At 65.0% G+C, this 26774-nt stretch carries 27 protein-coding genes, 1 tRNA gene and 2 pseudogenes; 15 read left to right on the top strand and 15 right to left on the bottom strand.

Annotated elements, in window-relative coordinates:
• Window positions 1-107: 107 nt before the first annotated feature.
• From B0E41_RS22875 to B0E41_RS22885, 3 genes are all read left to right on the top strand, one after another.
• Window positions 108-1322 (top strand): 6-phosphofructokinase, encoded by a 1215-nt coding sequence (locus tag B0E41_RS22875; RefSeq protein WP_077334822.1) that lies wholly within the window; start codon window positions 108-110, stop codon window positions 1320-1322.
• An 83-nt stretch (window positions 1323-1405) separates the two neighbouring features.
• A complete protein-coding gene (locus tag B0E41_RS22880) occupies window positions 1406-2071 on the top strand; it encodes a YitT family protein (protein ID WP_077334824.1) in 666 nt (221 codons plus the stop codon).
• Between the two features lie 140 nt (window positions 2072-2211).
• Window positions 2212-2745, top strand: coding sequence for a thermonuclease family protein (locus B0E41_RS22885; protein WP_077334826.1), 534 nt, complete (start codon window positions 2212-2214; stop codon window positions 2743-2745).
• 17 nt (window positions 2746-2762) lie between these two features.
• On the opposite strand, the gene moeB is transcribed toward B0E41_RS22885, so the two are convergent.
• The 3 genes from moeB to gpmA form a co-directional block, all read right to left on the bottom strand.
• Window positions 2763-3515 (bottom strand): molybdopterin-synthase adenylyltransferase MoeB, encoded by a 753-nt coding sequence (gene moeB / locus B0E41_RS22890; RefSeq protein WP_077334828.1) that lies wholly within the window; start codon window positions 3513-3515, stop codon window positions 2763-2765.
• A gap of 13 nt (window positions 3516-3528) precedes the next feature.
• Window positions 3529-5013: a S41 family peptidase gene (locus B0E41_RS22895; RefSeq protein WP_077334882.1), complete on the bottom strand. Its 1485-nt coding sequence runs from the start codon at window positions 5011-5013 to the stop codon at window positions 3529-3531.
• Between the two features lie 122 nt (window positions 5014-5135).
• Complete coding sequence (gene gpmA / locus B0E41_RS22900; protein ID WP_077334830.1) at window positions 5136-5879, bottom strand: 2,3-diphosphoglycerate-dependent phosphoglycerate mutase; 744 nt, start codon at window positions 5877-5879, stop codon at window positions 5136-5138.
• A 105-nt stretch (window positions 5880-5984) separates the two neighbouring features.
• Between gpmA and B0E41_RS22905 the strand changes: the two genes are divergently transcribed.
• The 4 genes from B0E41_RS22905 (at window position 5985) to B0E41_RS22920 (ending at window position 8326) form a co-directional block, all read left to right on the top strand.
• Window positions 5985-6395 carry a rhodanese-like domain-containing protein gene (locus tag B0E41_RS22905; protein ID WP_077334832.1) on the top strand — a complete coding sequence of 137 codons (411 nt, stop codon included), beginning with the start codon at window positions 5985-5987 and terminating at the stop codon, window positions 6393-6395.
• A gap of 73 nt (window positions 6396-6468) precedes the next feature.
• Window positions 6469-6726, top strand: a complete 258-nt coding sequence (grxC, locus tag B0E41_RS22910) for a glutaredoxin 3 (RefSeq protein WP_077334842.1) — start codon at window positions 6469-6471, stop codon at window positions 6724-6726.
• A gap of 100 nt (window positions 6727-6826) precedes the next feature.
• Complete coding sequence (secB, locus tag B0E41_RS22915; RefSeq protein ID WP_077334844.1) at window positions 6827-7282, top strand: protein-export chaperone SecB; 456 nt, start codon at window positions 6827-6829, stop codon at window positions 7280-7282.
• Window positions 7283-7303: 21 nt separating this feature from the next.
• Entirely contained in the window at window positions 7304-8326 is a 1023-nt protein-coding gene (locus B0E41_RS22920; RefSeq protein ID WP_077334846.1) for an NAD(P)H-dependent glycerol-3-phosphate dehydrogenase, read from the top strand.
• A 48-nt stretch (window positions 8327-8374) separates the two neighbouring features.
• On the opposite strand, the gene panC is transcribed toward B0E41_RS22920, so the two are convergent.
• On the bottom strand, window positions 8375-9241 hold the full coding sequence (gene panC, locus B0E41_RS22925) for a pantoate--beta-alanine ligase (RefSeq protein ID WP_077334847.1): 867 nt from the start codon (window positions 9239-9241) through the stop codon (window positions 8375-8377).
• A 111-nt stretch (window positions 9242-9352) separates the two neighbouring features.
• Window positions 9353-10240, bottom strand: a complete 888-nt coding sequence (gene panB / locus B0E41_RS22930; RefSeq protein ID WP_077334857.1) for a 3-methyl-2-oxobutanoate hydroxymethyltransferase — start codon at window positions 10238-10240, stop codon at window positions 9353-9355.
• A gap of 81 nt (window positions 10241-10321) precedes the next feature.
• On the opposite strand from panB, the gene nadC reads away from it, so the two are divergent.
• Both nadC and nadA read left to right on the top strand, forming a co-directional pair.
• Window positions 10322-11188, top strand: a complete 867-nt coding sequence (gene nadC / locus B0E41_RS22935; protein WP_077334858.1) for a carboxylating nicotinate-nucleotide diphosphorylase — start codon at window positions 10322-10324, stop codon at window positions 11186-11188.
• Complete coding sequence (gene nadA, locus B0E41_RS22940; RefSeq protein WP_077334859.1) at window positions 11185-12288, top strand: quinolinate synthase NadA; 1104 nt, start codon at window positions 11185-11187, stop codon at window positions 12286-12288. The genes nadC and nadA overlap by 4 nt, the downstream gene beginning before the upstream one ends.
• A 67-nt stretch (window positions 12289-12355) precedes the next feature.
• On the opposite strand, the gene rpoZ is transcribed toward nadA, so the two are convergent.
• From rpoZ to B0E41_RS22955, 3 genes are read right to left on the bottom strand one after another with little or no spacing between them, the layout of a single operon-like run.
• Window positions 12356-12559: a DNA-directed RNA polymerase subunit omega gene (gene rpoZ, locus B0E41_RS22945; protein ID WP_077334860.1), complete on the bottom strand. Its 204-nt coding sequence runs from the start codon at window positions 12557-12559 to the stop codon at window positions 12356-12358.
• 28 nt (window positions 12560-12587) lie between these two features.
• A complete protein-coding gene (gene gmk, locus B0E41_RS22950) occupies window positions 12588-13208 on the bottom strand; it encodes a guanylate kinase (RefSeq protein WP_077334861.1) in 621 nt (206 codons plus the stop codon).
• An 8-nt stretch (window positions 13209-13216) separates the two neighbouring features.
• Window positions 13217-14140 carry a YicC/YloC family endoribonuclease gene (locus tag B0E41_RS22955; RefSeq protein ID WP_077334862.1) on the bottom strand — a complete coding sequence of 308 codons (924 nt, stop codon included), beginning with the start codon at window positions 14138-14140 and terminating at the stop codon, window positions 13217-13219.
• Window positions 14141-14202: 62 nt separating this feature from the next.
• Here B0E41_RS22955 and B0E41_RS22960 point away from each other — a divergent pair, with 62 nt between their 5' ends.
• From B0E41_RS22960 to hemW, 5 genes are all read left to right on the top strand, one after another.
• Window positions 14203-15210, top strand: a complete 1008-nt coding sequence (locus B0E41_RS22960) for a serine/threonine-protein kinase (RefSeq protein WP_077334863.1) — start codon at window positions 14203-14205, stop codon at window positions 15208-15210.
• Window positions 15207-16106: a protein phosphatase 2C domain-containing protein gene (locus B0E41_RS22965; RefSeq protein WP_077334865.1), complete on the top strand. Its 900-nt coding sequence runs from the start codon at window positions 15207-15209 to the stop codon at window positions 16104-16106. The genes B0E41_RS22960 and B0E41_RS22965 overlap by 4 nt, the downstream gene beginning before the upstream one ends.
• A 150-nt stretch (window positions 16107-16256) precedes the next feature.
• The gene (gene rph / locus B0E41_RS22970; protein ID WP_077334867.1) at window positions 16257-16985 is read left to right on the top strand and encodes a ribonuclease PH; all 729 of its coding nucleotides are present in this window, start codon (window positions 16257-16259) and stop codon (window positions 16983-16985) included.
• 22 nt (window positions 16986-17007) lie between these two features.
• On the top strand, window positions 17008-17610 hold the full coding sequence (gene rdgB / locus B0E41_RS22975) for an RdgB/HAM1 family non-canonical purine NTP pyrophosphatase (RefSeq protein WP_077334870.1): 603 nt from the start codon (window positions 17008-17010) through the stop codon (window positions 17608-17610).
• Between the two features lie 85 nt (window positions 17611-17695).
• Window positions 17696-18907 (top strand): radical SAM family heme chaperone HemW, encoded by a 1212-nt coding sequence (gene hemW / locus B0E41_RS22980; protein WP_077334872.1) that lies wholly within the window; start codon window positions 17696-17698, stop codon window positions 18905-18907.
• A 19-nt stretch (window positions 18908-18926) separates the two neighbouring features.
• On the opposite strand, the gene B0E41_RS22985 is transcribed toward hemW, so the two are convergent.
• The 6 genes and pseudogenes from B0E41_RS22985 to ureC all read right to left on the bottom strand — a co-directional run bounded on the left by B0E41_RS22985 (window position 18927) and on the right by ureC (window position 24502).
• Complete coding sequence (locus B0E41_RS22985; protein WP_077334874.1) at window positions 18927-20552, bottom strand: glycosyltransferase family 39 protein; 1626 nt, start codon at window positions 20550-20552, stop codon at window positions 18927-18929.
• A 33-nt stretch (window positions 20553-20585) separates the two neighbouring features.
• Window positions 20586-20673, bottom strand: a tRNA-Ser gene (locus B0E41_RS22990).
• A gap of 19 nt (window positions 20674-20692) precedes the next feature.
• On the bottom strand, window positions 20693-21364 hold the full coding sequence (gene ureG, locus B0E41_RS22995; protein ID WP_077334876.1) for an urease accessory protein UreG: 672 nt from the start codon (window positions 21362-21364) through the stop codon (window positions 20693-20695).
• Between the two features lie 125 nt (window positions 21365-21489).
• Complete coding sequence (locus B0E41_RS23000) at window positions 21490-22200, bottom strand: urease accessory protein UreF (RefSeq protein ID WP_077334878.1); 711 nt, start codon at window positions 22198-22200, stop codon at window positions 21490-21492.
• 28 nt (window positions 22201-22228) lie between these two features.
• Window positions 22229-22762, bottom strand: a pseudogene (gene ureE / locus B0E41_RS23005) (urease accessory protein UreE); the annotation flags it as partial.
• 21 nt (window positions 22763-22783) lie between these two features.
• On the bottom strand, window positions 22784-24502 hold the full coding sequence (ureC, locus tag B0E41_RS23010; RefSeq protein WP_077334884.1) for an urease subunit alpha: 1719 nt from the start codon (window positions 24500-24502) through the stop codon (window positions 22784-22786).
• A gap of 304 nt (window positions 24503-24806) precedes the next feature.
• On the opposite strand from ureC, the gene B0E41_RS27400 reads away from it, so the two are divergent.
• On the top strand, window positions 24807-26516 hold the full coding sequence (locus B0E41_RS27400) for a hypothetical protein (RefSeq protein WP_216350802.1): 1710 nt from the start codon (window positions 24807-24809) through the stop codon (window positions 26514-26516).
• A 100-nt stretch (window positions 26517-26616) separates the two neighbouring features.
• Here B0E41_RS27400 and B0E41_RS23020 read toward each other — a convergent pair.
• Window positions 26617-26774: pseudogene (locus B0E41_RS23020) on the bottom strand (IS5/IS1182 family transposase); the annotation flags it as partial.

Below are 26774 nucleotides of genomic sequence, written 5' to 3' on the forward strand. Positions count from 1 at the left end.
CGCCATGGACCAGCCGCGCCCATAACAGAGCGTCCCAACGTGTTTTCTGACATTGTTTCTTGGCACTGAAGCGCCGTATTTTTCATCCCTCTTCGAAGGAGCAGCCCATGTCATCCGGAAAAATCCTCGTCGCCCAGGGCGGCGGCCCCACCGCTGTGATCAACCAGTCCCTCGTGGGCGTGGCGCTGGAGGCGCGGCGCTTCCAGAACGTGAAGCGGGTCTACGGTGCGCGCCACGGCGTGCGCGGCATCGTGGACGAAAACTTCGTGGACCTCACGCAGGAGACCAGCCACAACCTCGAAGCCGTGGCGCGCACACCGGCCTCGGCGCTGGGCTCCACGCGCGATAAGCCCGATCTGAAGTACTGCCAGGAAATTTTCAAGGTGCTCAAGGCGCACGAGATCGAGCACTTCTTCTACATCGGCGGCAACGACTCGTCGGACACGGTGCGCATCGTGAGCGAGGAGGCGCACAAGGCAAACTACCCGCTGCGCTCGATTCACATCCCGAAGACGATCGACAACGACCTGGTGGGCAACGACCACACGCCCGGTTTTCCTTCGGCCGCGCGCTTTGTGGCGCAGGCCTTTGCCGGCGCCAACCTGGACAACGCTTCGTTGCCCGGCGTCTATGTGGGCGTGGTGATGGGGCGGCACGCGGGCTTCCTCACGGCCGCGTCGGCGCTGGGCAAGAAGTTTCCAGACGACGGCCCGCACCTGATCTATGTGCCCGAGCGCGTGTTCGAAATCCCGAAGTTCCTGGCCGATGTGAAGGCCATGTACGAGCGCCATGGCCGCTGCGTGATCGCGGTGAGCGAAGGCATCCACGACGCTTCCGGCCAGCCCATCATCACCCAGCTGGCCAAGGACATCGAGAAGGACGCGCACGGCAACGTGCAGCTCTCGGGCACGGGCGCGCTGGCCGATCTGTTGTGCGAAGAGATCAAGAACAAGCTCGGCATCAAGCGCGTGCGCGGCGACACCTTTGGCTACCTGCAGCGCAGCTTCATCGGCTGCGTGTCCGACGTGGACCAGCGCGAGGCACGCGAGGTGGGTGAGAAGGCGGTGCAGTTCGCCATGTGGGGCCAGGTGGACGGCTCGGTGGCGATCAAGCGCACGGGCTTTTATTCGGCCGACTACGAGTTGCTGCCGCTCGAAGCCGTGGCTGGCAAGACGCGCACCATGGAAGATGAGTTCATCTCAGCCAGCGGCACCGACGTGACCGACGCCTTCCGCCTCTACCTGCGCCCGCTGCTGGGTTCCGACATGCCCGACGCGTACCGCCTGCGCAACAACCCGGTGGCCAAGGTGTTGCGGCCTTGAGGCACTGATCCTGACCTGGGTCAAAGCCGACGTGGCCCGAGGGGCCGACACTCAGCGCCTTGTCCCACGTTGTCAGTTGTTCCATGTCGGCCTTGCTGCGCCTGTTCCGTTCCACCGCTTCGGCCCCGCCGCCTCCGCGCTCGCAGGCCACCGCGCCTGGGCGTCACAAGCTGCACGAAGACGCGCAGGCGCTGCTGACCGGCACCCTGTTTGTGGCTTTTGGCGTGGTGCTGTTTGGCCATGTGGGGCTGCTCACGGGTGGCACGGCCGGGCTGGCGTTCCTCGTGCACTACGCCACGGGCTGGAGCTTCAGTGTGGTGTTTTTCCTGATCAACCTGCCGTTCTATGCGCTGGCCTGGCGGCGCATGGGTGCGCGTTTCACCGTCAAGACCTTTGTGGCGGTGGGCCTGCTGTCGCTGCTGGCGCACTGGGTGCCGGGCTGGATTGAGATCGGGGCGCTGGCGCCCGGCTTCGCGGCCGTGGCCGGCGGCTTGCTGATGGGCGCGGGCATGCTCATGCTGTTCCGCCACCGCGCGAGCCTGGGCGGCTTCAACGTGCTGGTGCTCTATTTGCAGGAGCGCTTCGGCTGGCGCGCGGGCCACCTGCAGATGGCGCTGGACTGTGCCATCGTGCTCGCGGCGTTCTCGGTGCGTGCGCCGCTGCAGATTGCGTGGTCGGTGCTGGGCGCGGTGGTGCTCAACATGACGCTGGCGATCAACCACCGGCCCGGTCGCTACATGGCGGTGTGATACGGCGTTGCCTTCAAACGTATAACTTCGTTGCAACGCCATGCCATGCTTTCGCACTGTCTGCGGCTTCGCGCCTTGTTCTACGCTTGAATGCAAAGCCGTATGAGCGGGTCGGCCGGCAAAGCTGGCAGACTCGCGGCATGTTTTTTCCATCCCTTGTTTTCAGTGCGGTGCTCCTGGCGTTCGCGGGCAGTGCTGCCGGCGCGCAGGACGCCGCCCAACCGGGCTTCCCACCACGGGCCGATGTCAACTACGAAGCGCGCGTGACCCGCGTGACCGACGGCGACACGCTGTGGGTCAAGCCGCTGGCCGGCGGCAAATACCGCAAGTTGCGCATCGACGGTATCGATGCGCCGGAGATCTGCCAGGATGGTGGACTGGCGTCCAAAGATGCGTTGTCTGCGCGTGTGCTGGAGAAGGTGGTCGTGGTGCGCGAACGCCGCCGCGACGACTACGGCCGTCCGCTGGTGAACCTGCGGCTGGGCGACGAAGATGTGGCCGGCTGGCTGGTGAGCCAGGGCCAGGCATGGTCGTACCACTGGCGCCACAGCAACGGGCCTTATGCCGAGCAGGAAGAGCGGGCCCGCGAACGACGCAAAGGCCTGTTTGCCGAGAGCCGACCCGAGGTGCCGCGCGATTTTCGGCGACGGAACGGGCCTTGCCCCTGGCCTTGAGCTGGGTTCTGGGGCTGTCAGTGCGGCTGACCGCAGACCGCGCAACCCGGCTGGCGCGGCAGCGCGATCTGGTTGAAACCCAGATCGCGCCCGTCGATCATCAGCAGCTGCCCGGTCAGGCGCGAGCCCATGCCGCACATCAGTTTGAGCGCTTCGGCCGCCTGCATGGTGCCGACGATGCCGACCAGCGGCGCGAACACGCCCATGGTGGCGCAGCGCGTTTCTTCCACGTCGCTGGTCTCGGGGAACACGCAGGCATAACACGGCGAGGCGGCGTCGCGCGGGTCGTACACGCTGAGCTGGCCGTCCATGCGGATCGCCGCGCCCGACACCAGCGGCACGCCGTGGCGCACGCAGGCGCGGTTGACCATGTGGCGGGTGGCGAAGTTGTCGCAGCAGTCGATGACCACGCTCACCGTCGGCAGCAGCCGGTCGAGCAGGGCATCGTCGGCGCGTTGCACCAGCGCGTTGACCTGTGGGTCGGGGTTGATCGCGGCAATCGCCGCCTTCACCGACTCAGCCTTGGGCTGCCCCACACGATCAAGGGTGTGTGCAATCTGGCGTTGCAGGTTGGTTTCATCGACCACGTCGTGGTCCACCACGGTGATACGGCCCACGCCAGCGCTGCCGAGGTAGAGCGCCACCGGTGAGCCCAGGCCGCCCGCGCCGATCACCAGCGCGTGGGACGCCAGCAGCTGTTCCTGACCTTCAATGCCCAGCTCGTTGAGCAGGATGTGGCGCGAGTAGCGCAGGAGCTGCTGGTCGTCCAAGGCGGGCTGCCGATCAGTTTTCTTTCTTCTCTTCTTCGCGCTCGGTCTGCGTTTTGCTGACCAGCACCGGCTGGCCCTTGAGCTTGTTCAGCGCCTGCTGCAGCTGAAAGTCTTTTTCGCTGCCGAACTCGGGGATCAGACGCTGGCCGGGGTTCTTCTTGGCCTCGTCTTCCAGACGCTTGCGCGCGGTTTCGCGGTCTTGCTCACGCACCTGCTCGGCGGCGCGCTGGGCATCGGTCATGGGGGGAGGGTCGCCCGGTTTGGCATCCTTGCCGTTGGTCAGGTGTTTGGTCAGGTCGGCTTCGCGGGTGCGCAGCGCGGCGAACACATTGCCTTCCAGCGTTTCATCGACCATCACGTCGGGCACGATGCCCTTGGCCTGGATCGACTTGCCGCCTGGCGTGTAGTAACGCGCGGTGGTGAGCTTGAGGCCGGTGTCAGGGCCGAGCGGGCGCACGGTCTGCACCGAGCCCTTGCCGAAGGTCTGGCTGCCCAGGATGGTGCCGCGCTTGTGGTCTTGCAGGGCACCGGCCACGATCTCGCTGGCCGAGGCCGAGCCTTCGTTGACCAGCACGACCAGGGGCACGTTTTTCAATGCGCCCTTGGTGGCCTCGGTCAGGCGCTTGATCGGATCGCTGCCGCCACGGCGCAGGTAGTGCTGGGGCGCGGCGGTGTAGACAAACTTGCTGTCGGCGAGCTGGCCGTTGGTCGAGACCACGGTCACGTTTTCCGGCAGGAAAGCGGCTGAGAGCGCCACGGCGGCGTCGAGCAGACCGCCCGGGTCGTTGCGCAGGTCGAGCACCAGGCCCTTGATCTTCGGGTCGGCCTTGTACAGGTCTTCGACCTTCTTGGCGAAGTCTTCGATGGTGCGGTCCTGGAACTGCGACACGCGAACCCAGGCGTAACCGGGCTCAACCAACTTCGTCTTCACGCTCTGGGTCTTGATCTCTTCACGGGTGATCGTGACCGGGAAGGTGCGGTTTTCGTCCTTGCGGAAGATGCTCAGCAGCACCTTGGTGCGCGGCTCGCCGCGCATCAGCTTGACGGCGTCGTTGATGCTCAGGCCCTTGACGGCGGTGTCGTCGATCTTGGTGATCAGGTCGCCCGATTTGAGGCCGGCGCGGAAGGCGGGGGAGTCTTCGATGGGCGAGACCACCTTGACCAGACCGTCTTCCATGGTGATTTCGATGCCCACACCGACGAAGCGGCCACTGGTGCCTTCGCGGAATTCCTTGAAGGACTTCTTGTCGAAGTACTGGGAATGCGGGTCAAGGCTGGCGACCATGCCCGAAATGGCTTCGGAGATGAGTTTTTTCTCGTCCACCGCTTCCACATAGTCGCTCTTGACCATGCCGAACACGGCGGCGAGCTGCTGCAGTTCCTCCAGCGGCAAGGGGGCGAGCGATCCGCGGGCCACCGCCTGCATCTGCACCGTGGTCAGCGCCCCGGCCACCGCGCCCACGGCGATCCAGCCCGCGATCTTCAGCTTGTGTCCCACTTGTTTGCCCATCGAAATACCCCAAAAAAGGACGCCAGCTGAGCGGTGACATCACCGGGCTGGCAAATCAATATACACCTTGGAGCAAGGTCCATCGATTCGGTTCCTTGCTATCGGCACACTCAGTGTTTGCCTTGAGCCGCGACCGCTGCGGCGGCCTTCGCGGCGGCTTCGGCGTCGCCCAGGTAGTAGCTCTTGATGGGCTTGAGATCGGCGTCGAGTTCGTAGACCAGCGGGATGCCGTTGGGGATGTTCAGGTTGACGATGTCGGCGTCGGAAATGCCATCCAGGTACTTGACCATGGCGCGGATGCTGTTGCCGTGGGCAGCGATCACGACCCGCTGGCCGCTGGTGATGGTGGGGGCGAGCACCTCGTTCCAGAACGGCATGACACGGGCCACGGTGTCTTTCAGACACTCGGTCAGTGGCACGGCATCGGCCGGGAGGCCGGCGTAGCGGCGGTCGCTGCGCTCGCTGCGCGGGTCGGCGGCCTCCAGGGCCGGCGGCGGCGTGTCGTAGCTGCGGCGCCAGATCAGCACCTGTTCGTCGCCGTACTGCTTGGCCATGTCGGTCTTGTTCAGGCCTTGCAGGCCGCCGTAGTGGCGCTCGTTGAGGCGCCAGTCCTTGACCACCGGCAGCCAGCTGCGGTCCATCTCGTCCATGGCGTACCAGAGCGTGTGGATGGCGCGCTTGAGCACGCTGGTGTAGGCGATGTCGAAGTCGTAGCCCTCGGCCTTGAGCAGCTTGCCGGCGGACATGGCCTGCGACACGCCGGTGGGGGTCAGGTCCACGTCGGTCCAGCCGGTGAAGCGGTTTTCGAGGTTCCAGGTGGATTCGCCGTGGCGAATCAGGACGAGTTTGTACATGGGATGGACAGGGCGTTAGGAGCGAAAAACAGCGCGCGACAGCAGGATGCCAGCGCGCGCCAGCCACCCATTCTAAAATCTCAGGCTTAACTGGAAAGGTTGCCTGTGAGTTTCTTTATCGACAATTGGATGCTGTTGCTGGTGGCGTTGAGCTCCGGCGCCATGCTGATGTGGCCCGCGCTGGCCTCGGGTGGCGGTGGCGCTGCCGGCGTCACGCCGGCCGAAGTGGTTCAGCTGATGAACCGCGAAAAGGCGGTGGTGGTGGACGTTTGTGCGGCCGACGAGTTTGCGGCGGGTCACGTGGTGGGGGCTAAAAACCTGCCCTTGGGCGAGCTGGAAGCCAAGCTGCCCGGCGCCGTGAAAAACAAGGCCACGCCGGTGGTGCTGGTCTGTGCTTCGGGTGCGCGCGCCAAGCGCGCGGTGGCCGTCGCCAAGAAGCTGGGTTACGAGAATGCCCGCTCGCTGAACGGTGGCATGGCAGCCTGGCGCTCGGCCAATTTGCCGGTGGAGAAGTGATCCCTGCGAAGCCGGTTCCACCGCGTTCTGTGTGGGGCACTCGCTCCCGTGATGTCTTTTTGAGAGTTTTGAGATGGCTCAAGTCAAGATCTATTCCAGTGACTATTGCCCGTATTGCAGCCGGGCCAAAGCCCTGTTGCAGCAGCGTGGCGTGACCGACTATGAAGAAATCGTGGTCGATGGCAAACCCGAGCTGCGTGCCCAGATGACGAAGCTCTCCGGCCGCACCAGCGTGCCACAGATCTTCGTGGGCGATACCCATGTGGGTGGCTGCGACGACCTGCATGCGCTCGACCGCAATGGCGGTTTGGTGCCTCTCCTGCAAGCCTGATTTTCCCGGTCAGGTTGCTGAGATAATCGCCGCCAACGCCCGCTGTGGAACCACCGTCCCCGGCGGGTTTTGTCTTTGTTCACCCCTTCAGAAAGCTTTTATGGCCGACCAAGATCCCATCTTCCAGATCCAGCGCATCTACCTCAAAGAGGCTTCTCTGGAGCAGCCCAATTCCCCGGCCATCCTGCTGGAACAGGAGCAGCCCTCGGTGGACATTCAGCTCGGCGTGGAAGCCAATCCCGTGGCCGACGGTGTCTATGAAATCTGCGTGACCGCCACGGTGCAGACCAAGATCAAGGACAAGACCGTGTTTCTGGTGGAAGCCAAGCAGGCCGGCATTTTCGAGATCCGCAACCTGCCGCAGGAGCAGATGGGTCCGATCATGGGCATCGCCTGCCCGCAGATCGTTTACCCCTACCTGCGCGGCAACGTGGCCGACCTGATTCAGCGCGGCGGCTTCCCGCCCGTGCACCTGGCTGAAATCAACTTCCAGGCCATGTACGAGCAGCAGCAAGCGCAGGCGGCCGAAGACGCTCCGCGCATCGTCACCCAGTAAGTCTGTTTGGCGCCCCTGTCGATGAACATCGTGGTGCTCGGCGCGGGTGCCTGGGGCACCGCCCTGACCATCAGCGCGGCCAGTCAGCCTGGTCAACCGCACCGGGTCAGCCTGTGGGCGCGCGATGCGGCCCAGGTGGTCGCCATGCGCGCGGACGGCGAGAACCGCCGTTATCTACCGGGCGTCACCTTGCCTTCGGGTCTCAAGCTGGTCGGCGACGATGGGCGTTGGCCTTCGGACCTGCTCCTGGCAGCCGATCTGGTGGTGATTGCCACCCCCATGGCGGCTTTGCGGGCCATGCTGGAGCAGCTCGTGGATTTGCAGGCGCCAGTGGCCTGGCTGTGCAAGGGTTTTGAAGCCCCTGCCGCAGGGAGCGAGGCGCCCGGGCTGCTGGGTCATGAAATACGGGCGCAGGTCGCCCCTGATCTTCGAGCTGGCGTGCTCAGCGGGCCCAGCTTCGCGCAGGAGGTGGCGCGTGGCCAGCCCACCGCGCTGGTGGCCGCCAGCGAACACGCCAGCGTGCGCGATGCGCTGGTGGCGGCCTTTCACGGCCCGTCGCTGCGCATCTATGCCAATGAAGACAGCGTGGGCGTGGAGGTGGGCGGCGCGGTGAAGAACGTGCTGGCGATCGCCACTGGGCTGTGCGATGGGTTGCAACTGGGCCTCAATGCGCGCGCTGCGCTCATCACGCGTGGCCTGGCCGAAATGACGCGACTTGGATTGGCGCTGGGCGCCCGCACCGACACATTCATGGGCCTTTCCGGGCTGGGCGACCTCGTGCTCACCGCCACCGGCGACCTGTCTCGCAACCGCAAGGTGGGTCAGCTGCTGGCCCAGGGCATGACACTGAAGCAGGCGGTGGACTCGCTGGGTCATGTGGCTGAAGGTGTGTACAGCGCCCGCACGGTGGTGCACCGAGCCCGTCAGCTTGGCGTGGACATGCCGATCAGCGAAGGCGTGGTGGCGCTGCTGGACGGACAACTGAAACCCGAACAAGCCGTGGTGGCCTTGATGGGGCGCGATCCGAAAGAAGAGGCGCTGTAGCCGGTCGGCTGTCGAGCCAAAAGCGCGTCCGGCGGGGGGAGTGTCTATCTACACCTCAAAGTTGTCGATCAGGCGTGTTCGACCAAGCCGTGCCGCACCCAGCACCACCAGCGATTGAGGGGTCAGCGCGTCGGCTGCCTTCGGCAACCGCAGATCGGCCCGACGCCGCACCGTCAGGTAGTCGGGCTGCCAGCCACGCAGCGCCAGCGCGCGCACGGCGCGGGCTTCAAGCCCCTCAATCTGTTCGGGCATGGCGCCCGCTGCGGCCAGGGCGTCGCGGGCCAGCGCACGCAATGCCAAAGACAGTTGCACCGCCTCAGCCCGCTCGGCCTCGCTCAGGTAGCCATTGCGCGAGCTCAACGCCAGGCCATCGGCGGCCCGCTGCGTCTCGCCCGCGATGATTTCGACCGGCATGGCGAACTGCTGCACCATGCGGCGGATCACCATCTGCTGCTGGTAGTCCTTTTTGCCGAACAGCGCATAGCGCGGCCCCTTGGCTTCGGAAAACACGCACTGGAACAGCTTCATCACCACGGTGCACACCCCGATGAAAAAGCCCGGGCGGAAATGCCCTTCCAGGATGTCGGCCAGATCGGCCGGCGGCTGTATCTTGTATCCCTGCGGTTCGGGGTACAGCTCCTTCTCGGCAGGCGCAAAAACGATGTCGCAGCCTGCCTGCTCCAGCCGGTCGCAGTCGGCCTGCAGGGTGCGCGGGTAGGTGTCAAAATCCTCGTGTGGCGCGAACTGCAGGCGGTTGACGAAGATGCTGGACACCGTCACGTCACCCAGCGGCTGTGCCGTGCGCACCAGGTCCAGGTGCCCCTCGTGCAAGTTGCCCATGGTCGGCACAAAAGCCGGCGAATTGAATGGTCGCAGTGTGGCGTGGAGGTCTTTGATGGTGTGGACGAGTTGCATGAGGAGGTCCGAGGGGGAGTTTCCGGGGAGCACCGTCGGGCTGGCTCTGCCAGACGGCTGGTGTTGCCCCCTTGAGGGGGTCGCGCGCAGCGCGGCGGGGGTGATCCGTGTCTACCAGGCGTGCAGCTTGTCGTCAGGGAAGCTACCGTCCTTCACGGCGGCAACATAGGCCGCCATTGCTTCACGCACGCTGCTCGCGCCGTCCATGAAGTTGCGCACGAACTTCGGATTTTTCCCGAGGTTGATGCCCAACATGTCGTGCATGACGAGCACCTGGCCGGCCGTGCCTTTGCCCGCGCCGATGCCGATGGTGTGGCAGGTCTTGAGTTCGTTGGTGATCTCGGTGGAAACGGTGGCGGGCACCATTTCGAGCACCATCATGGTGGCGCCCGCGTCCTGCAGCTCGGCGGCATGGCGCCTCAACACGAGGGCAGCGGCGTCGCCACGACCTTGCACGCGGTAGCCACCCAGGGCATGAACGGTCTGCGGCGTGAGGCCCAGGTGGGCGCAGACCGGAATGCCGCGTTCCACCAGGAAACGCACAGTCTCGGCCGTCCAGCCGCCGCCTTCGAGTTTGACCATGTGAGCGCCGGCCTGCATCAGCACCGAGGCGCTGCGTAGCGCCTGTTCTTTGCTCTCGTGGTAGCTGCCAAAGGGCAAATCGCCGATCACCCAGGCCGTGGCCTGCACGCGCAGCAGGCCGCGCACCACGCTCTCGGTGTGGTAACGCATGGTCTCCAGACTCACGCCCACGGTGCTCGAGAGCCCCTGGCAGACCATGCCCAGCGAGTCGCCGACCAGAATGCACTCGACGCCGGCGGCGTCGGCCACGGCAGCGAAGGTCGCGTCGTAGGCGGTGAGCATGGTGATCTTCTCGCCCCGGTCGCGCATTTCCTGCAGACGCGGCAGGCTCACCGGTTTGCGTTGCGGCAAGGGTGAAGCCGAAGGCAGGGTGCCGTAGGGCGTGCCGGTGGTGGGCTGGGCGGTGGGCTGGCTCATGATGATGTCCCCTCGGCAGGTGGTCGGAATGGGGCGGACTATAGTCCATCCCGTTGGCCCCTTCTCGTTATGCTTCTCCCCATGAAACACCTCTCCGATTTCACCCCATCCGACCTGGCCGAACTGGCCCGTGGCGACGTGGCCCGAGCCTTGGCCGAAGACGTGGGTACGGGTGACCTCACAGCGGCCCTGGTGGACCGCGCACGCGTCGCCCTGGCGCGCATCCTGGCGCGGGAACCGGCCGTGATCTGCGGCATGCCCTGGGTCGAAGCGGCTGTGCGGGCTTGTGACCCCTCTGCACAGCTGACCTGGCATGTGACCGAAGGCCAACGCTGCGCGGCCGACCAAGTGGTGCTGGAGATCGAAGGCAAGGCGCAGGCCCTGCTGACCGCCGAGCGCACCGCGCTCAATTTCCTGCAAATGCTCTCGGCGGTGGCCACCAAGACGGCGGTGTTCGTCGATGCCGTGGCGGGTACGCGCGCGGCCATCGTGGACACGCGCAAGACCCTTCCCGGCCTGCGGCTAGCGCAGAAGTACGCGGTGCAGGTCGGCGGGGGCGTGAACCACCGCATCGGGCTCTACGACGCGGTGTTGATCAAGGAAAACCACATCGCCGCCGCCGGTGGTGTGGCCGCCGTGTTGGAGCGTGTGCAGGAAACCGCATCCCAGGCGCGTTTTGTCGAAATTGAGGTCGAGACCCTGGCACAGCTGGACGAAGCGCTGGCCTGCGGCGCGCAGATGGTGCTGCTTGACAACATGGACATCCCCACGTTGCGAGATGCCGTGCGCCGCAACGCGGGGCGTGCCATTCTCGAAATATCGGGCGGCGTGAATCTGCAGTCAGTGCGTGCCCTTGCCGAAACTGGAGTGGACCGCATATCCATCGGTGCCCTGACCAAGGATGTGAAAGCGATCGATTTCTCGATGCGGATGGAGCAACTGACATGAGCAACGAAGCCATCATCGATGTCGAATACGAACAGCCGGCCTGTCCGACGAAACACGCCTGGGCGCGTGTGCCGGTGGAGCCTGGCCCCAAGCAGAGAGCCGAGCTCAAGGAGCGCATCCGGGCCCTGCTGAAAGAACGCAATGCGGTGATGGTGTCGCACTACTACGTGCACCCCGATCTGCAGGACCTGGCGGTCGAGACCGGTGGCATCGTGAGCGACTCGTTGGAAATGGCGCGTTTCGGTCGTGACCACGCGGCGCAGACGCTGGTGGTCTCGGGCGTGCGCTTCATGGGTGAGACGGCCAAGATCCTCTCGCCTGAGAAGACGGTGCTGATGCCCGATCTGGACGCCAACTGCTCACTCGACCTGGGTTGCCCCATCGACGACTTCAGCGCCTTTTGTGACGCTCACCCCGACCGCACGGTGGTGGTTTACGCCAACACCAGCGCGGCGGTGAAAGCGCGCTCCGACTGGCTCGTCACGTCCAGCTGCGCGCTCGACATCGTCACGGCCCTCAAGGACAAGGGCCACAAGATCCTGTGGGCGCCCGACAAGCATCTGGGCGGGTACATCCAGCGCGAAACCGGTGCCGACATGCTGATGTGGAACGGCTCGTGCATCGTGCACGACGAGTTCAAGGCCTTCGAGCTCGAAGCGCTGAAAAAGGAGCACCCCAAGGCCAAGGTGCTGGTGCATCCGGAGAGCCCGGCGGATGTGGTGGCGCTGGCCGACGCCGTGGGTTCCACCTCGGCCATCCTGAAGGCGGCGCGCGAACTGGACGCCAGCGAATTCATTGTCGCCACCGACAACGGCATGATGCACATGCTGCGCCAGCAGAACCCGGGCAAGGTGTTCATCGAGGCGCCCACGGCGGGCAACAGCGCCACCTGCAAGAGCTGTGCGCACTGCCCCTGGATGGCGATGAACGGGCTGGTTGGTGTGGCGCAGGTGCTGGAGAAGAACCTGAACCAGATCCACGTCGACCCGGCGCTGATCCCGCGCGCGCGTCAGCCGATTGACCGCATGCTGGCGTTCACCGCCGCCCTGCGCAACGGACAGAATGCTGGGGCACTGGTGCCCAACATCGGTGCTGCTTGAACGTTTTCGGCAGTGACAGACAACAAAAAGCCCGCTCGCAGCGGGCTTTTTCATGGGCGTCTGACGCTCAGAGTGGTACTTTTTTCAGCATTTCGAGGCCGATCTTGCCTTCGGCGATTTCGCGGAGGGCGGTCACGCCAGGCTTGTTCTTGCTGTCGATCTTGGGTGCGTGGCCTTGGCTCAGCATGCGGGCGCGGTAGGTGGCTGCCAGTACGAGCTGAAAGCGGTTGGGGATCTTTTCCAGACAGTCTTCGACGGTGATGCGTGCCATGTGCGGGCCTCGGTAAATGCAGTGGGGTTCAGAGGATGTTGAGCGCTTTGAAGGTATCGCTGCGGGCGATACGCTGGGCGGCGAACTTGAGCCGCTGGGCATGGACGATGGCCTTGAGGTCAAACAGGGCCCGCTCGAACAACTCGTTGATTATAACGAAGTCGAATTCTTTGGCGTGCGTCATCTCGTGGGCGGCATTCTGCAGCCTGACTTCGATGACCTCAGCGCTGTCCTCGGCGCGCCGCTCCAGCCGGGAACGCAGTTCTTCCCAGCTCGGGGGCAGGATGAAGATCAGCACGGCGTTCGGGAAGATGCGTTTGACCTGGATCGCGCCCTGGAAGTCGATCTCCAGCACCACGTCCGCACCCTGGGCCATGCGTTGCTCGATGGCCTGTTTGGACGTGCCATAGCGGTTGCCGTGTACCAGCGCCCATTCCAGAAAGCCGTCCTGCAACACCATCTGGTCAAAGGTCTCGCGACTTACAAAGTAGTACTCCCGCCCGTGCAGCTCCTGGCCACGGGGTGGTCGTGTGGTGTGGGAGATCGATGGCACGACGCGAGCGTCCAGCTCCATCAAGGCCTTCACCAGACTGGACTTGCCTGCCCCACTCGGGGCGGCGACGACAAACAGGTTTCCGGGGTATTCCATGGAATGGCTTATTCGATGTTCTGGACTTGTTCACGCATCTGTTCGATCAACACCTTCATGTCGACCGAAATGCGGGTCAGTTCCAGGCTGGACGACTTGGCGCCCATCGTGTTGGCTTCTCGGTGCAGTTCCTGAATCAGGAAGTCCAGCCGTTTGCCGACCTCGTTGCCTTTCTTGATCAGGCGTTCGATTTCTTCCAGGTGGGAGTCCAGGCGGGTGAGCTCCTCAGCCACGTCGATGCGAATGGCGAAGGCCGTGGCTTCGGTGAGCGCTCGGTCCTGAACGGTTTCGCTGGTGAGGGTGTTTCCGGTGCCGCCGGCGGCGGCACTGGCGTTCAGGGCCTCGTTCCAGCGGTCAATGAAGCGCTGGCGTTGCTGTGCGACCAGTTGGGGAATCAGGGGCTGCGCGTCCTTCGCCAGCCTGCGCAGTTGCTTCAGCCGGTCCAGCAGCATGTCGGCCAGGCGTTTGCCCTCACGTTCCCGGGCAGCGACAAAGCCGTCCAGCGTGATTTGGGCCAACTCCAGCAGGTTTTCGTGGAGGCCGCCGGGCAGGGCCTGCTGGCGCGAGGTCAATTGCAGCACCTCGGCCACAGAAAGCGGCGAGGCCTTGGGGCACCAGGCCTGGATGCTGTCCTGCAGACCCACGAGGCGCTGCAGGTCGGCCACGGTGGGCGAACGAACGGTGCCTTCTGATCGACCCTCGATCCACGCACGGATTTCCACCTTGCCTCGCTTGAGGCGCGCACCGAGCAGATCGCGCAGGGCCGGCTCGGTGCCACGAAGCTCATCCGACAGTTTGAAAGTGAGGTCGAGAAAGCGGCTGTTGACCGAGCGGATCTCCATGCCGAGACCCGGTTGGGGGTCGCCGCTGCTCGCGGCCTGAGGGCCTCCCGACTGGGCTGTTGCGTAGCCGGTCATGCTGTAAACTGCCATTGGACTAAGGCCCGATCCGAGTGAATGGTCCACAACGAGGCGTTCCGGAAACCACCCGAATTATGTCAAAGGTCAAACCCGCTTCCTTGCCGCCGGACACCGTGATCGGCGGTTACCGTATTGTTCGCAAGCTGGCGGCAGGCGGTTTTGGTGTGGTTTACCTCGCTGTGGACACCGAGGGGCAGCAGGTGGCGGTCAAGGAATACCTGCCGTCTTCGCTGGCCAGCCGAGGCCCTGGCGAATTGCTGCCCCAGGTGCAGCCCGAGAAACTCTCGCTTTACCGGCTGGGTCTGAAAAGCTTTTTCGAAGAAGGGCGGGCGCTGGCCCAGATTTCCCATCAGTCGGTGGTGAGCGTGCTCAACTTCTTTCGCGAGAACGAAACCGTCTACATGGTGATGAACTACCTGGAGGGGTCGTCCCTGCAGGAGTTCATCATCACGGCGCGTGAGCTTAAGAAGCAGAAGGTCTTTCGCGAATCGACCATCCGTTCACTCTACGACGAGGTGCTGCGTGGTCTGCGCATCGTGCATCAGCACAAGATGCTGCACTTGGACATCAAGCCGGCCAACATTTTTGTGACCGACGACAACCGTGCTGTGCTGATCGACTTTGGTGCCGCGCGCGAGGTGCTCAGCAAGGAAGGCAACTTCATCCGTCCCATGTACACGCCCGGTTTTGCCGCGCCCGAGATGTACCGACGCGATTCAAGCATGGGCCCCTGGACCGACATTTACGCCATCGGTGCCTGCATCTACGCGAGCATGCAAGGCTACCCGCCCAACGACGCACCGCAACGGCTGGAAAAAGACCGGCTGTCGCTGGCGCTCTCCCGTTTGCGCGGTGTCTATTCCGACAACCTGATCGAGGTGGTCGAATGGTGCATGTCGCTGGATCCGCTCTCACGCCCGCAGTCGGTGTTTGCTCTGCAGAAGGAGCTCAGCCGTGAGACCGAACGCAGCTACACCAAGCTGACCGTGGCCGAGAAAATGCGGCTGCAGTTTGACAACATCGTTTCCGACAACAAGAAATCGCCTCGCAAGTCGACCGTGGCTGGTACCAAGTTCAAATGAAGTTCTCGGTCTACCAGATCAGCCGCCAGGGAGGCCGTGAGCGCAACGAAGACCGGATGGGCTACGCCTACACGCGCGAGTCCGGGCTGTTTGTGTTGGCCGACGGCATGGGGGGGCATCCCGAGGGGGCGATGGCGGCACAGCTCGCCTTGCAGACGCTCTCGGCCTACTTCCAGAAGGCAGCGAACCCGACGGTGCGCGAGGTGCCCGAGTTCCTCTCCAGCGCGTTGATGGCGGCGCACCACCAGATCATTCGCTACGCCGCCGAAAAAGGCATGCTCGACACGCCCCGGACCACGCTGGTGGCGGCCGTGATGGAGCGCGGCAACATGCACTGGGTCCATTGCGGTGACTCGCGTCTCTACCTGGTTCGCAATGGTGAGTTGCTCACCCGCACCCGCGATCACTCCTACATGGAGCAGCAGGCGCACCTGGGCCGTGCCACTTCGCACATCAACCGCAACATCCTGTTCACTTGTCTGGGTTCGCCGGCCAAGCCGGTGTTTGACCTGTCCGGGCCCGTGCAGCTGCAGCAGGGCGACCGCGTGCTGCTGTGCTCGGACGGCCTGTGGGGCACGGTAAAGGATTTTGAGATTGCTGCCGAGCTGGCCAACCAGACGCTCGAGCATGCCGTTCCCGAGCTGGTGGAAATGGCGCTCAAACGCGGTGGACCGCGCTGCGACAACGTCACGGTGCTGGCGATGGAGTGGGAAACGCCTGGCGAGTACCAGACCACGCGCATTTCCACCGAAGACATCGAAGACGGTGTGTTCGCTTCCACCATCCAGTCGGGCGTGCTCGACTCGACCATCGAAGACCTGGACGATGAGGCAATCGAACGCTCCATCGCCGAAATCAACGAAGCGATCCGGCGCACCGCTGAAAAGAACGCTTGAGGATTGGCTCCCCCCGCGCGCCTGCGGCGTCACCACCTAGGGGCAATGCGAGTGGCACGGCAAAGCCGGTTTCACCGCATTCTGGGTTGAGCGTTTGTCGCACCGGACCCCCATCCTTTTGACTTTTGAATCACCCAACCTGAGATATTCATGACTGTTTCCACACGCGCAGGCCAACGGGCCGCCGACGCCCTGCGCCCCGTGCGCATCACCCGCGGTTACACCATCCACGCAGAGGGCTCGGTGCTCATTGAATTCGGCAACACCAAGGTGCTGTGCACCGCTTCGGTGGAAGAAAAAGTGCCACCGCACAAAAAGGGCAGTGGAGAAGGCTGGGTGACGGCCGAATACGGCATGCTGCCGCGCGCCACCCACACCCGCAGCAGCCGCGAAGCAGCGAAAGGCAAACAGAGCGGTCGCACGCAGGAGATCCAGCGCCTGATCGGTCGCTCGCTGCGTGCGGTGTTCGACCTGAAGGCGCTGGGTGAGCGCACCATTTCGCTCGACTGCGATGTGCTGCAGGCAGACGGTGGCACGCGCACCGCCAGCATCACCGGCGCATTTGTCGCCGCGCAAGACGCGGTGAGCAAGTTGCTGGCGGAAGGCAAGATCGCCGCCTCGCCGATCAAGGGCCATGTGGCCGCCATTTCGGTGGGCATTCTGGATGGGCAGCCGCTGCTCGATCTGGAGTACTTGGAAGACTCGGTCTGCGACACCGACATGAACGTGGTGATGACCGGCGCCGGGCATTACGTGGAGGTGCAGGGCACGGCCGAGGGCGTGGCCTTCACGCGCCAGGAGATGGACGCGCTGCTGGCGCTGGCCGAAAAGGGCATCGCCGAGCTGGTGGTGCTGCAGCAGCAGTCGCTCGAATCGTGAAACCCTTGCGCTGCGACCACTCATGAAACTGGTTCTGGCCTCCAACAACAAGGGCAAGCTGTTTGAGCTGCAGGCGCTGTTCGCGCCACTCGGTGTCGAACTGGTGCGTCAGTCCGAGCTGGGCATTCCCGAGGCGCCCGAGCCTCACCGCACCTTCATCGAAAACGCGCTTGCCAAGGCACGCCATGCAGCGCAGGTGAGCGGCTTGCCCGCACTGGCCGACGACGCCGGTTTGTGCGTGGAGGCCTTCGGTGGTTTGCCTGGCGTGGACACCGCCTATTACGCGACCCAGTTTGGCTACGCCAAGAGCGATGACAACAATGTGCGCGCGTTGCTGGAGCAGATGAACGATGTGAGCGATCGGCGCGCGGCGCTGGTGAGCACGCTGGTCGCCCTGCGCAGCGCCGACGACCCGGAACCACTGGTGGCCTCCGGACGTGCGCCGGGGCTGATCACGCGCGAGCCTATCGGGGACAACGGCTTCGGGTTCGACCCCGTGATGTACCTGCCGCAGTTCGGCTGCACCTTCGCCCAGTTGAGCGACGAAAAAAAGAACGCCAACAGCCACCGTGGCAAGGCCGCCCAGCAGATGCTGGAACTCATGCGCACGCGCTGGTTCACTTGAAACACCCACGCGCCGCCTGCGGCGTCACCCCATTCAAAGGGCGACACCAGCCGCCCGGCCATGCCGGTTTGGCGGTGCCCTGGCCATGAACACATCGGAACAACTCAAACACTGGATGCGCCCCGGCACGCTGCAACTGCAGGGCCTGCCGCCGCTCTCGCTCTACATCCACCTGCCGTGGTGCCTGAAGAAGTGCCCCTATTGCGATTTCAATTCGCACGAGTGGAGCGCGACCTCGGCGCCCGGTCAACCCCTGCCGGAGCAGGCCTACCTCGATGCGCTGCGTGCCGACCTGGAAGCCGCGCTGCCGCTGATCTGGGGCCGGCAGGTGCACACCGTCTTCATCGGCGGCGGCACGCCGAGCCTGTTTTCACCCGAGGCGATTGACCGCCTGTTGGGCGATGTGCGCGCGCTGTTGAAGCTGGACGCTGACGCCGAGATCACGCTCGAGGCCAACCCGGGCACGTTTGAAAAGGACCGCTTCAAGGCCTTCCGCGCGGCGGGCGTGACGCGCCTGTCCATCGGTGTGCAGAGCTTCAATGACGCCCACCTGAAGGCGCTGGGCCGCGTGCACGACCGGGCGCAGGCCATGGCGGCGGTGGAAGAGGCGGCCCAAGCCTTCGACACCTTCAACCTCGACATCATGTACGCGCTGCCGGGGCAGACGTTGGCGCAGTGCGAAGACGACATCCGCACCGCGCTGTCGTTCAAGCCGCCGCACATTTCGATCTACCACCTCACCATCGAACCCAACACGGTGTTCGCCAAGTTCCCGCCGCAGGTGCCGGAAGACGACGACGCCTACGCCATGCTCGACCGCATCACCGAATTGACCGCCGAGCAGGGCCTGGGGCGCTACGAGGTGTCGGCCTACGCTAGCGCGGGCCACCGCTGCCGGCACAACCTGAACTACTGGCAGTTTGGCGACTACCTCGGCATTGGCGCCGGCGCACACAGCAAGCTGAGCTTTGCGCACCGCGTGTTGCGCCAGGTGCGTGCACGCGAGCCGCGCCTGTACATGGACAAGGCGCGCGGGGGTGACGCGGTGGTCAGCGTTGAAGAGGTCGCTCGGCGCGACCTGCCGTTCGAGTACATGCTCAATGCGTTGCGCTTGCGCGAGGGCTTCAACCTGGCTGACTTCAGCGCCCGCACCGGCTTGCCGCTCTCGGCGATGGGCGAGGCGCTGCGTGAAGGTCTGCAGAAAGGCTGGCTGGTACAGGAAGGTTCGTGGGTCACGCCGACCGAGCGAGGCTTTGATTTCTTGAGCGACCTGCAATCGCTGTTTCTCCCGGAGTGATGTGCACGATCGGTCGCGGTCAGTGCGCGGTGGAGGGGCTCGGGGCCGGGCTTGGGCGGTGGTGCTGGCAGTAGGCTGTCGGGCGGAAATCGTGTAGGAACAGGGCACCGCCTTCGAGGGGCAGGGTGAGCAAGGGCGGTGACTGGTTGTTCAGCGCGGCCAGAAAGTGGCGGTTGTTCGCCACGATCTGGTTGGTGGCCAGCACCCATGTTCTGCCGGACGTGGGGTCCTGACAGATTCGCCGCACGGTGGCCCGGATGTTGTGGACCTCGTTGCTGGTGGGCTGGTAGACAAACAGGGGCATGTCGGCCAGCCCGACTCGCGGGGCATAGAAGCTGTAGGCGGGGAAGGTCCAGCTGCCGAGCATCACATGGTCGCCCGGTTCGCGGTGCTCGTCGATGTACCGCAACGCGCCGCGGATGTCCTGGTAGTTGTTGGGGTGCCGAAGCGTGTGGACACTCAGTTGCAGCGGCATCCAGACGGTGGCGATGGCCAGCGCGGCAGCCAGCCACGTTCCGCCCTGGCGCAGTGGCAGGTCGTGCACCTGCTGCACGAGCGCCGCCATCGCGAGGAACACGAAGGGCACCAGGAACAGGATGAGGCGGGCGCGGAACGGGTACTGGTGAAGGGCCGATGCGCCCAGCACCGCCACCAGGGTGAGCGCCGCCATGGTGGCCGCGCGGCCCCGCTGGTGCGCCAGCGCCACGCTGCCCAGCACGGTGAGCGCCAGCAGCACAACGATGGCGCCACTGAACCAGCCGGGCAGCACCTCTCGGAACGCAGTGCCCATCTGGTGCATGCTCAGATACACGAGGCCGAGCGCGCTGCTCCAGAACCACTGCAGGTCCGCGAGGTTGGTGGGCGGGATGGGCGCAAAGCTGGTGGCCCAGAATGCGGCGAGATAGCCGTCGTGCGGCAGCGAGCGCAGCGACACGACGTAGTCGATGGCGAAGCTCGCCAGCCAGACCACGCCGACGGCGTTCACGGCCAGCCACGCAGACCGTTCCCTGCGCCTCGCCATTTCCAGCCAGAGCACGAGTCCGCTGCCGGCGAGCACAAAGTCAGCGGCGTGCGAAAACCAGACGCACGCGGCCCCGGCCAGGGCGAGCCACAGCGCGTCACGCCCAAGCCGTTCGGGTCTGAACCGGAGTGTCAGCCACAGGATCAACAAGGTGCACAGCACGTCGCCTTGGTACTGCTTGAACTCGGAGCTGTAATACACCAGAACAGGCGAAGCGGCGACGAGTCCCACCAGCGTGGCACGGGCGGGGAACGAGGTGAACAGCGTGCGCGCGACGGGCAAGGCCAGCAGCAACGCGGCCATGCCACTCAGCAGCGACACCAGCCTCAGCGTCCATTCATGGGTTCCCAGGACTTCGGTGACCAGCTTCACCAGAACAAGATACCCCACCGGGGCAGCCTGGCTGTGGGCCAGCGGTTCGAAGATGAGTTGTGCAAAACCCCGGTCGACGAAGGCGGTGGCCAGGAGGGTTTCGTCGTGCCAGAAAGACCGGTTGAAAGCGAACTGCCTCAACCGGAAGGCCGCGCCCGCCGCGATGATCAGCCAGAGCCAAAAGCGCTGTGAACGCAGCAGAGGCTGGATCGCAGGCAAGCGGAACGGTGCGTCTGGTGTCGTGGTCGTCATCGTTCGGCGGCAGAACGAGGCCCGGCGTTGGGCTGGCGGAGACGGTGAGATTCGAACTCACGGACCCTTGCGGGTCGGCGGTTTTCAAGACCGCTGGATTAAACCACTCTCCCACGTCTCCGGGAGGGCTGAATTTTAGCCTACGGGGAGGGGGCCGCCGTCGCGGTGAGCATGCCTCGCTGTTCGATGAAGGCCACCACCTGTTGCACGCCTTCCTGGGTTTTCAGGTTGGTCATCACCCAGGGCCGGCGCGCGCTGTCGGGCCGCATGCGGGCGGTGTCGGCCTTCATCACCTCCAGGTCGGCGCCCACGTGCGGCGCGAGGTCGGTCTTGTTGATGACGAAGAGGTCGCTCTTGGTGATGCCGGGACCGCCCTTGCGCGGAATCTTTTCACCTGCGGCGACGTCGATCACGTAGATGGTGAGGTCGCTCAGCTCGGGGCTGAAGGTGGCGGCCAGGTTGTCGCCGCCGCTCTCCACGAACACGATGTCGGCGTTGGGAAACTCGCCCAGCATGCGGTCGATGGCTTCGAGGTTGATGGAGCAGTCCTCGCGGATCGCGGTGTGCGGGCAGCCACCGGTTTCCACGCCCATGATGCGGTCGGCCGGCAGCGCGCCGCTGACGGTCAGCAGGCGCTGGTCTTCCTTGGTGTAGATGTCGTTGGTGATGGCGATCAGGTCGTAGCGTTCGCGCATCGCTTTGCACAGCATTTCGAGCAAGGTGGTCTTGCCGGAGCCCACCGGGCCGCCAATGCCCACGCGCAGCGGGGGCAGGTGTTTGGTGCGGTTGGGGATGTGGTGCAGGGCGCTCATGGCAGGTTAGGGCAAAGGATGAGGGAGGAGCGCCTTCCCGGGCACACCGTGGAACCGGCTTTGCCGGGCCACTGGTGTGGTCTCCCTTCCAGGGGGAAGACGCGTAGCGGCGCAGGGGGTCATGGTCATGAACGGAACAGACGAGAGTACTGGGTTTCGTGGCGCGCCGACAGGATGGCCAGCCCGGGGGTGAAGGCCTGGCGTTCACTGTCTTCCAGCGACATGGCGTGCTCTACCGCCATGGGGATCTCGCGCGCCAGGCGCGCGAGCATGCGTTGCCCCGCGCTCTGGCCCAGGGGCACCGACTTGATGGCCGCCTGCACCATGTTCTCGGCCCAGCCGAAGGCAAAGCCGAGCAGGCTGTCGCGCGTGCTGGCGCCGCTGTGGGCCGCGGCGCAGGCCATGGCCACCGGGTAGCTGGGCGGGGTCAGACCGGCGGCCTGCAGCTGTTCGAACACGCCCTCGCCCAGTTCACCCAGCGAGCGCGCCCACTCCACCATCGAACGGCCCATCTGCTCGGTCTGAAGGCGAAATTCGTGGGTTTCGCGCGTGGTCAGCACCCAGGCATTGAGCTGCTGGATGCGGGGAACGTCGCCGGCCTGCCAAGCGGGAATGGCCTGTGCCACCACGGCCAGGTCGCAGCGCGCCAGGCCCAGGTGCAGCTGGTCGATCAGCCAGTTGGCGGCGCTGGTTTCGTCGGACACCAGCCCGGCCTCGATGGCCGCTTCCAGCCCTTCGGAATACGAGAAACCGCCCACCGGCAACGCGGGCGAGGCCAGCCAGAGGAGGTGGAGCAGGCCGCCGTCCGAGCGCGCTGCCGGCTCAGCCGTGGCCATGGGCGTGATGGTCGCTCTTGTCGTGGGCCGCGTGGTCGTGCCCGTGGTCATGGCCCTGGTGGGCATGTCCACCGGCCGGTGAGCCGCCATGAGCGGCGTAGGCACCGCCTTCCGGCTCGAAGGCTTCGCGCACTTCGGCCACGGTCAGGTGCATGGCGCGCAGCATGTCGGCCAGCACGTGGTCGGGCTCGATCTTGAGGTGGTCCGGTTTCAGCTCGATGGGCACGTGGCGGTTGCCCAGGTGGTAGGCGGCGCGCATCAGGTCGAACGCGCTGTCGTGGGCATGCCCGTGGCTGTGGTCGGTGCAGGCGGTGATCTTCAGCACGGTTTGCGGGGCGGCCACGACGCGCAGCAGGGACCCGTCTTGCGTGATCAACACGTCGCCACCGCGCACCACGCTGCCGCGTGGCAGGAACACGCCGACGTTGCGGCCGTTGGATGCCGTGGCATCGAAGCGGCTTTTCTGGCGCACATCCCAGTCCAGTTCCAGGTGCGCGGCGCGGCGCACCAGCACCGGCGCGAGGCCCTGGCCTTGGGGGATGAGCTTGGAAGCTTGAATCATGTGAAAAAGAGTAATAAAGTTTTAGAACAGAAAGTATCGCTGCGCCATGGGCAGTTGGCTGGCGGGCTCGCAGGTCAGCAGCACGCCGTCGGCGCGCACGGTGTAGCGCTGCGGGTCGATCTCCATCTTGGGTAGGTAGCTGTTGTGCACCATGCTGGCCTTGGTGACGCTGCGGCAGTTTTGCACCGCGACTGTGGCTTTCTGCAGGCCGTAGCGTTCGCCCACGCCCGCGCGCAGGCCGGCGTGCGAAACGAAGGTCAGGCTGCCCTTGGCCAGCGCGCTGCCGAAGGCGCCGAACTGTGGCCGATAGTGCACCGGCTGTGGCGTGGGGATGGAGGCGTTGGGGTCGCCCATGGCGGCCAGCGCGATGCTGCCGCCCTTCAAGACCAGGGCGGGTTTGACGCCGAAGAAGGCGGGTTTCCAGACCACGAGATCGGCCCACTTGCCCACCTCCAGCGAACCGACGATGTGCGAGATGCCGTGCGCGATGGCCGGGTTGATCGTGTATTTGGCGATGTAGCGCTTGACGCGGAAGTTGTCGTTGCGGCTGCTGTCTTCCGCCAGCGAACCACGTTGCGATTTCATCTTGTCCGCCGTCTGCCAGGTGCGGATCACCACCTCGCCGACCCGGCCCATGGCCTGGCTGTCGCTGCTCATCATGCTGATGGCGCCCATGTCGTGCAGGATGTCCTCGGCCGCAATCGTCTCGCGGCGGATGCGGCTCTCGGCAAAAGCCAGGTCTTCGGGAATGCCCGCGTCCAGGTGGTGGCAGACCATCAGCATGTCGACGTGTTCGTCGAGCGTGTTGACGGTGTAGGGCATGGTCGGGTTGGTCGAGGAGGGCAGGAAGTTGGCCTCGCCGACGACGCGGATGATGTCGGGCGCGTGGCCACCACCGGCGCCTTCGGTGTGGAAAGCGCAGAGCGTGCGGCCCTTGGTGGCGGCGATGGTGTCTTCCACGAAGCCGGACTCGTTGAGCGTATCGCTGTGGATCGCTACCTGGGTGTCGGTTTCTTCGGCCACGTCCAGGCAGTTGCTGATGGCGCTGGGCGTGGTGCCCCAGTCTTCATGGAGCTTCAGGCCGATCACGCCGGCGTCGATCTGCTCGCGCAGCGGCGCGGGCTGGCTGGCGTTGCCCTTGCCCAGAAAGCCCAGGTTCATGGCGAAGCCGTCGGCGGCCTGCAGCATGCGTTCGATGTGCCAGGGGCCGGGCGTGCAGGTGGTGGCGAAGGTGCCGGTGGCCGGGCCGGTGCCGCCGCCGAGCATGGTGGTCACGCCCGAGGCCAGGGCCTCGTCGATCTGCTGCGGGCAGATGAAGTGGATGTGGCTGTCGATGGCGCCGGCGGTGACGATGTTGCCTTCGCAGCTGATGACCTCGGTGCCCGGGCCGATGACGATGTCCACACCGGGCATGGTGTCGGGGTTGCCCGACTTGCCGATGGCCACGATGTGCCCGCCCTTCAAGCCGATGTCGGCCTTGACGATGCCCCAGTGGTCGATGATCAGCGCGTTGGTCAGCACCGTGTCCACGGCGCCTTCGGCGCGCGTGCGCTGGCTCTGCGCCATGCCGTCGCGGATGGTCTTGCCGCCGCCGAACTTGGCCTCTTCGCCATAGCCGCCAGCGGCGAGGGTGAAGTCTTTTTCAACCTCCACGATCAGGCCGGTGTCGGCGAGGCGCACACGGTCGCCGACGGTGGGGCCGAACATGTCGGCATAGGCGCGTTTGGGGATGCTGGCCATGAGGTTCACCTGGGTTTTGGGAGGCGCACGAGCTTGAACAAGGTTGCTGGTGACTGGGAGCGAAAGACCCAGCCCGTGAGGGCGTGCACCGGTAACCGAAGTTCACAACAGTATCTTTTTTTGTGCGAGCCGTGCCGCTGGTTGATGTTCAAATCTTCGGGGGACATTCTGGGTGTGCTGGGCTTGAGCATGAACTGTGCCAGTGTGGTGGTTGCTTCGGTGGGCAGACGGTGTGTGTGGCAGTGGACAAAGTGGGTTCGAGATGACGAAAAGAAGCGGTTGGCGGACAGGGACCGGAGGCCTGTTGGCATGGGGATGGGTCTCGGTGTGGCTTCTCGGTGTGGCGAGCCTGACCGGCTGCGGGGGCAACGGCGCCGCCGAGGCTGCGGGCGGCAAGGCAGTGGCTGCGGGTGACACGAGCACAAGCGCCAGCGCGATGGAGACCGCTGAGCGCGACCCCTGGCTCAAGGCGGCCGAGTTGAACGCGGCCGAGGTGCAGCAATCTGGCCCGAGCGACGGGGAAGACAGGGCCACCTCGAAGGCCTTCGCTGCCAAGGCATTGACGCCGGTGAACGTGTACCGCTTCTACAACCGCAACACCAGTGCCCACTTCTACACCGCCAGCGCCGCCGAGCGCGACAGCGTGATCTCGACCCTCCCTGCCATGTCGTACGAAGGCCTGGCTTTTCAGGCCAGCAGCACCGCCGACAGCCTGCTGAGCCCGGTGTACCGCTTCTTCAATGGCCAGACGGGGGTGCACTTCTACACCATCAGCCAGTCAGAGCGCGACCACATCATCGCCACCCTGCCGCAGTTCACCTACGAGGGCGTGGCCTACCAGGCCAGCACGGTGGCCGGGTCCGGGTTCCGGCCGCTCTACCGGTTCTACGTTCCCAGCCGGGGTTTCCACTTCTTCACGACCAGTTCCGCAGAGGCCGGGCAGGTGATTGCCCACCTGCCCCAGTACCGCTACGAGGGCATTGGCTATCACGTGTTGGGACAGGCCGATCCTCAGCCGCCTTCGGGTGTGGGCTACCACGGCAACCCAGTGCCTGTGCCGCCGGAGGGCCTGGCGGTGGACACCAGCCAGCCGAATCACCTGATCGGCAGCGGCACGCCGCCCAGCTGCACCGGGCAGGCGGTGGTGGACGCGGTGGCGCTGGGCGGCAAGATCCGGTTCAACTGCGGGCCGAACCCGGTGACCATCACCCTGCCTCGCACGGCCAAGGTGTTCAACAACCGGCCCGACGTCACGTTGGACGGCGGCGGGCTGGTGACGCTCAGCGGTGGCGACAGCGTGCGCATCCTCTACCAGAACACCTGCGATTCGGCCCAGGTGTGGACCACACCCCATTGCAACAACCAGGAGACGCCGAGGCTGACAGTGCAGAACATCGGGTTCACCCAAGGCAACTCGATCGGCCAGCTCACCGATGGTGGCGGCGGCGGTGCCATCTTCGTGCGAGGCGGCCAGTTCAAGATCGTCAACAGCGTGTTCACCAACAACCGGTGCGAGACCACCGGCCCCGACATGGGCGGCGGCGCGGTGCGGGTGCTGAGCATCTACCAGAACCAGCCGGTGTACGTGGTGGGGAGCACGTTTGGCGGTGGCCTGGGTCTGGGCAACCGCTGCTCCAATGGCGGCGCGCTCAGCAGCATCGGCGTGTCCTACAGCGTCTACAACAGCCTGCTGACGCACAACGCTGCGGTCGGCCATGGCGCCAATCCGGCGCAGGCGGGCACACCCGGTGGCGGCAGCGGCGGCGCCATCTACAACGACGGCAACACCTTCACGCTGTCGGTCTACGGCAGCATGGTCAGCGACAACACGGGGGTGGAGGGTGGCAGTGCCGTGTTCTACGTGAGCAACGACCGCAGCGGCCTCATGACGCTCAGCGACTCGGTGTTCGTGCGCAACCCGGCCACGAATTTCGGCACGGCAGGTCTGCCGGGCTTCTTTGTGCTGGCCGCGCCCGGCCAGCCGGTGGTGACGAGGACAAGCATCTCGAACTGACCCCCGCGCCGCCTGCGGCGTCACCCCCTGCCAGGGGGCGGCACCAGAGGCCCGGCAAAGCCGGTTCCTCGGTGCCTCTGGCCTGTTGCGCTAGGGCCTGTTAACACATTCTCAATCCATCGGCGACGAGTGCGAAGCTGATGAAGCCCAGGAACATGAGATCGAGTTTCTCGAAGCGCGAGAAGATCCGGCGATAGCCTTTGAGCCGACGGAACAAGCGCTCGACCTCATTGCGACGCTTGTACATCTCGCGGTCGT

Origin of the sequence: Hydrogenophaga sp. A37, from assembly GCF_002001205.1 — a bacterium.
GTDB lineage: Bacteria > Pseudomonadota > Gammaproteobacteria > Burkholderiales > Burkholderiaceae_C > Hydrogenophaga.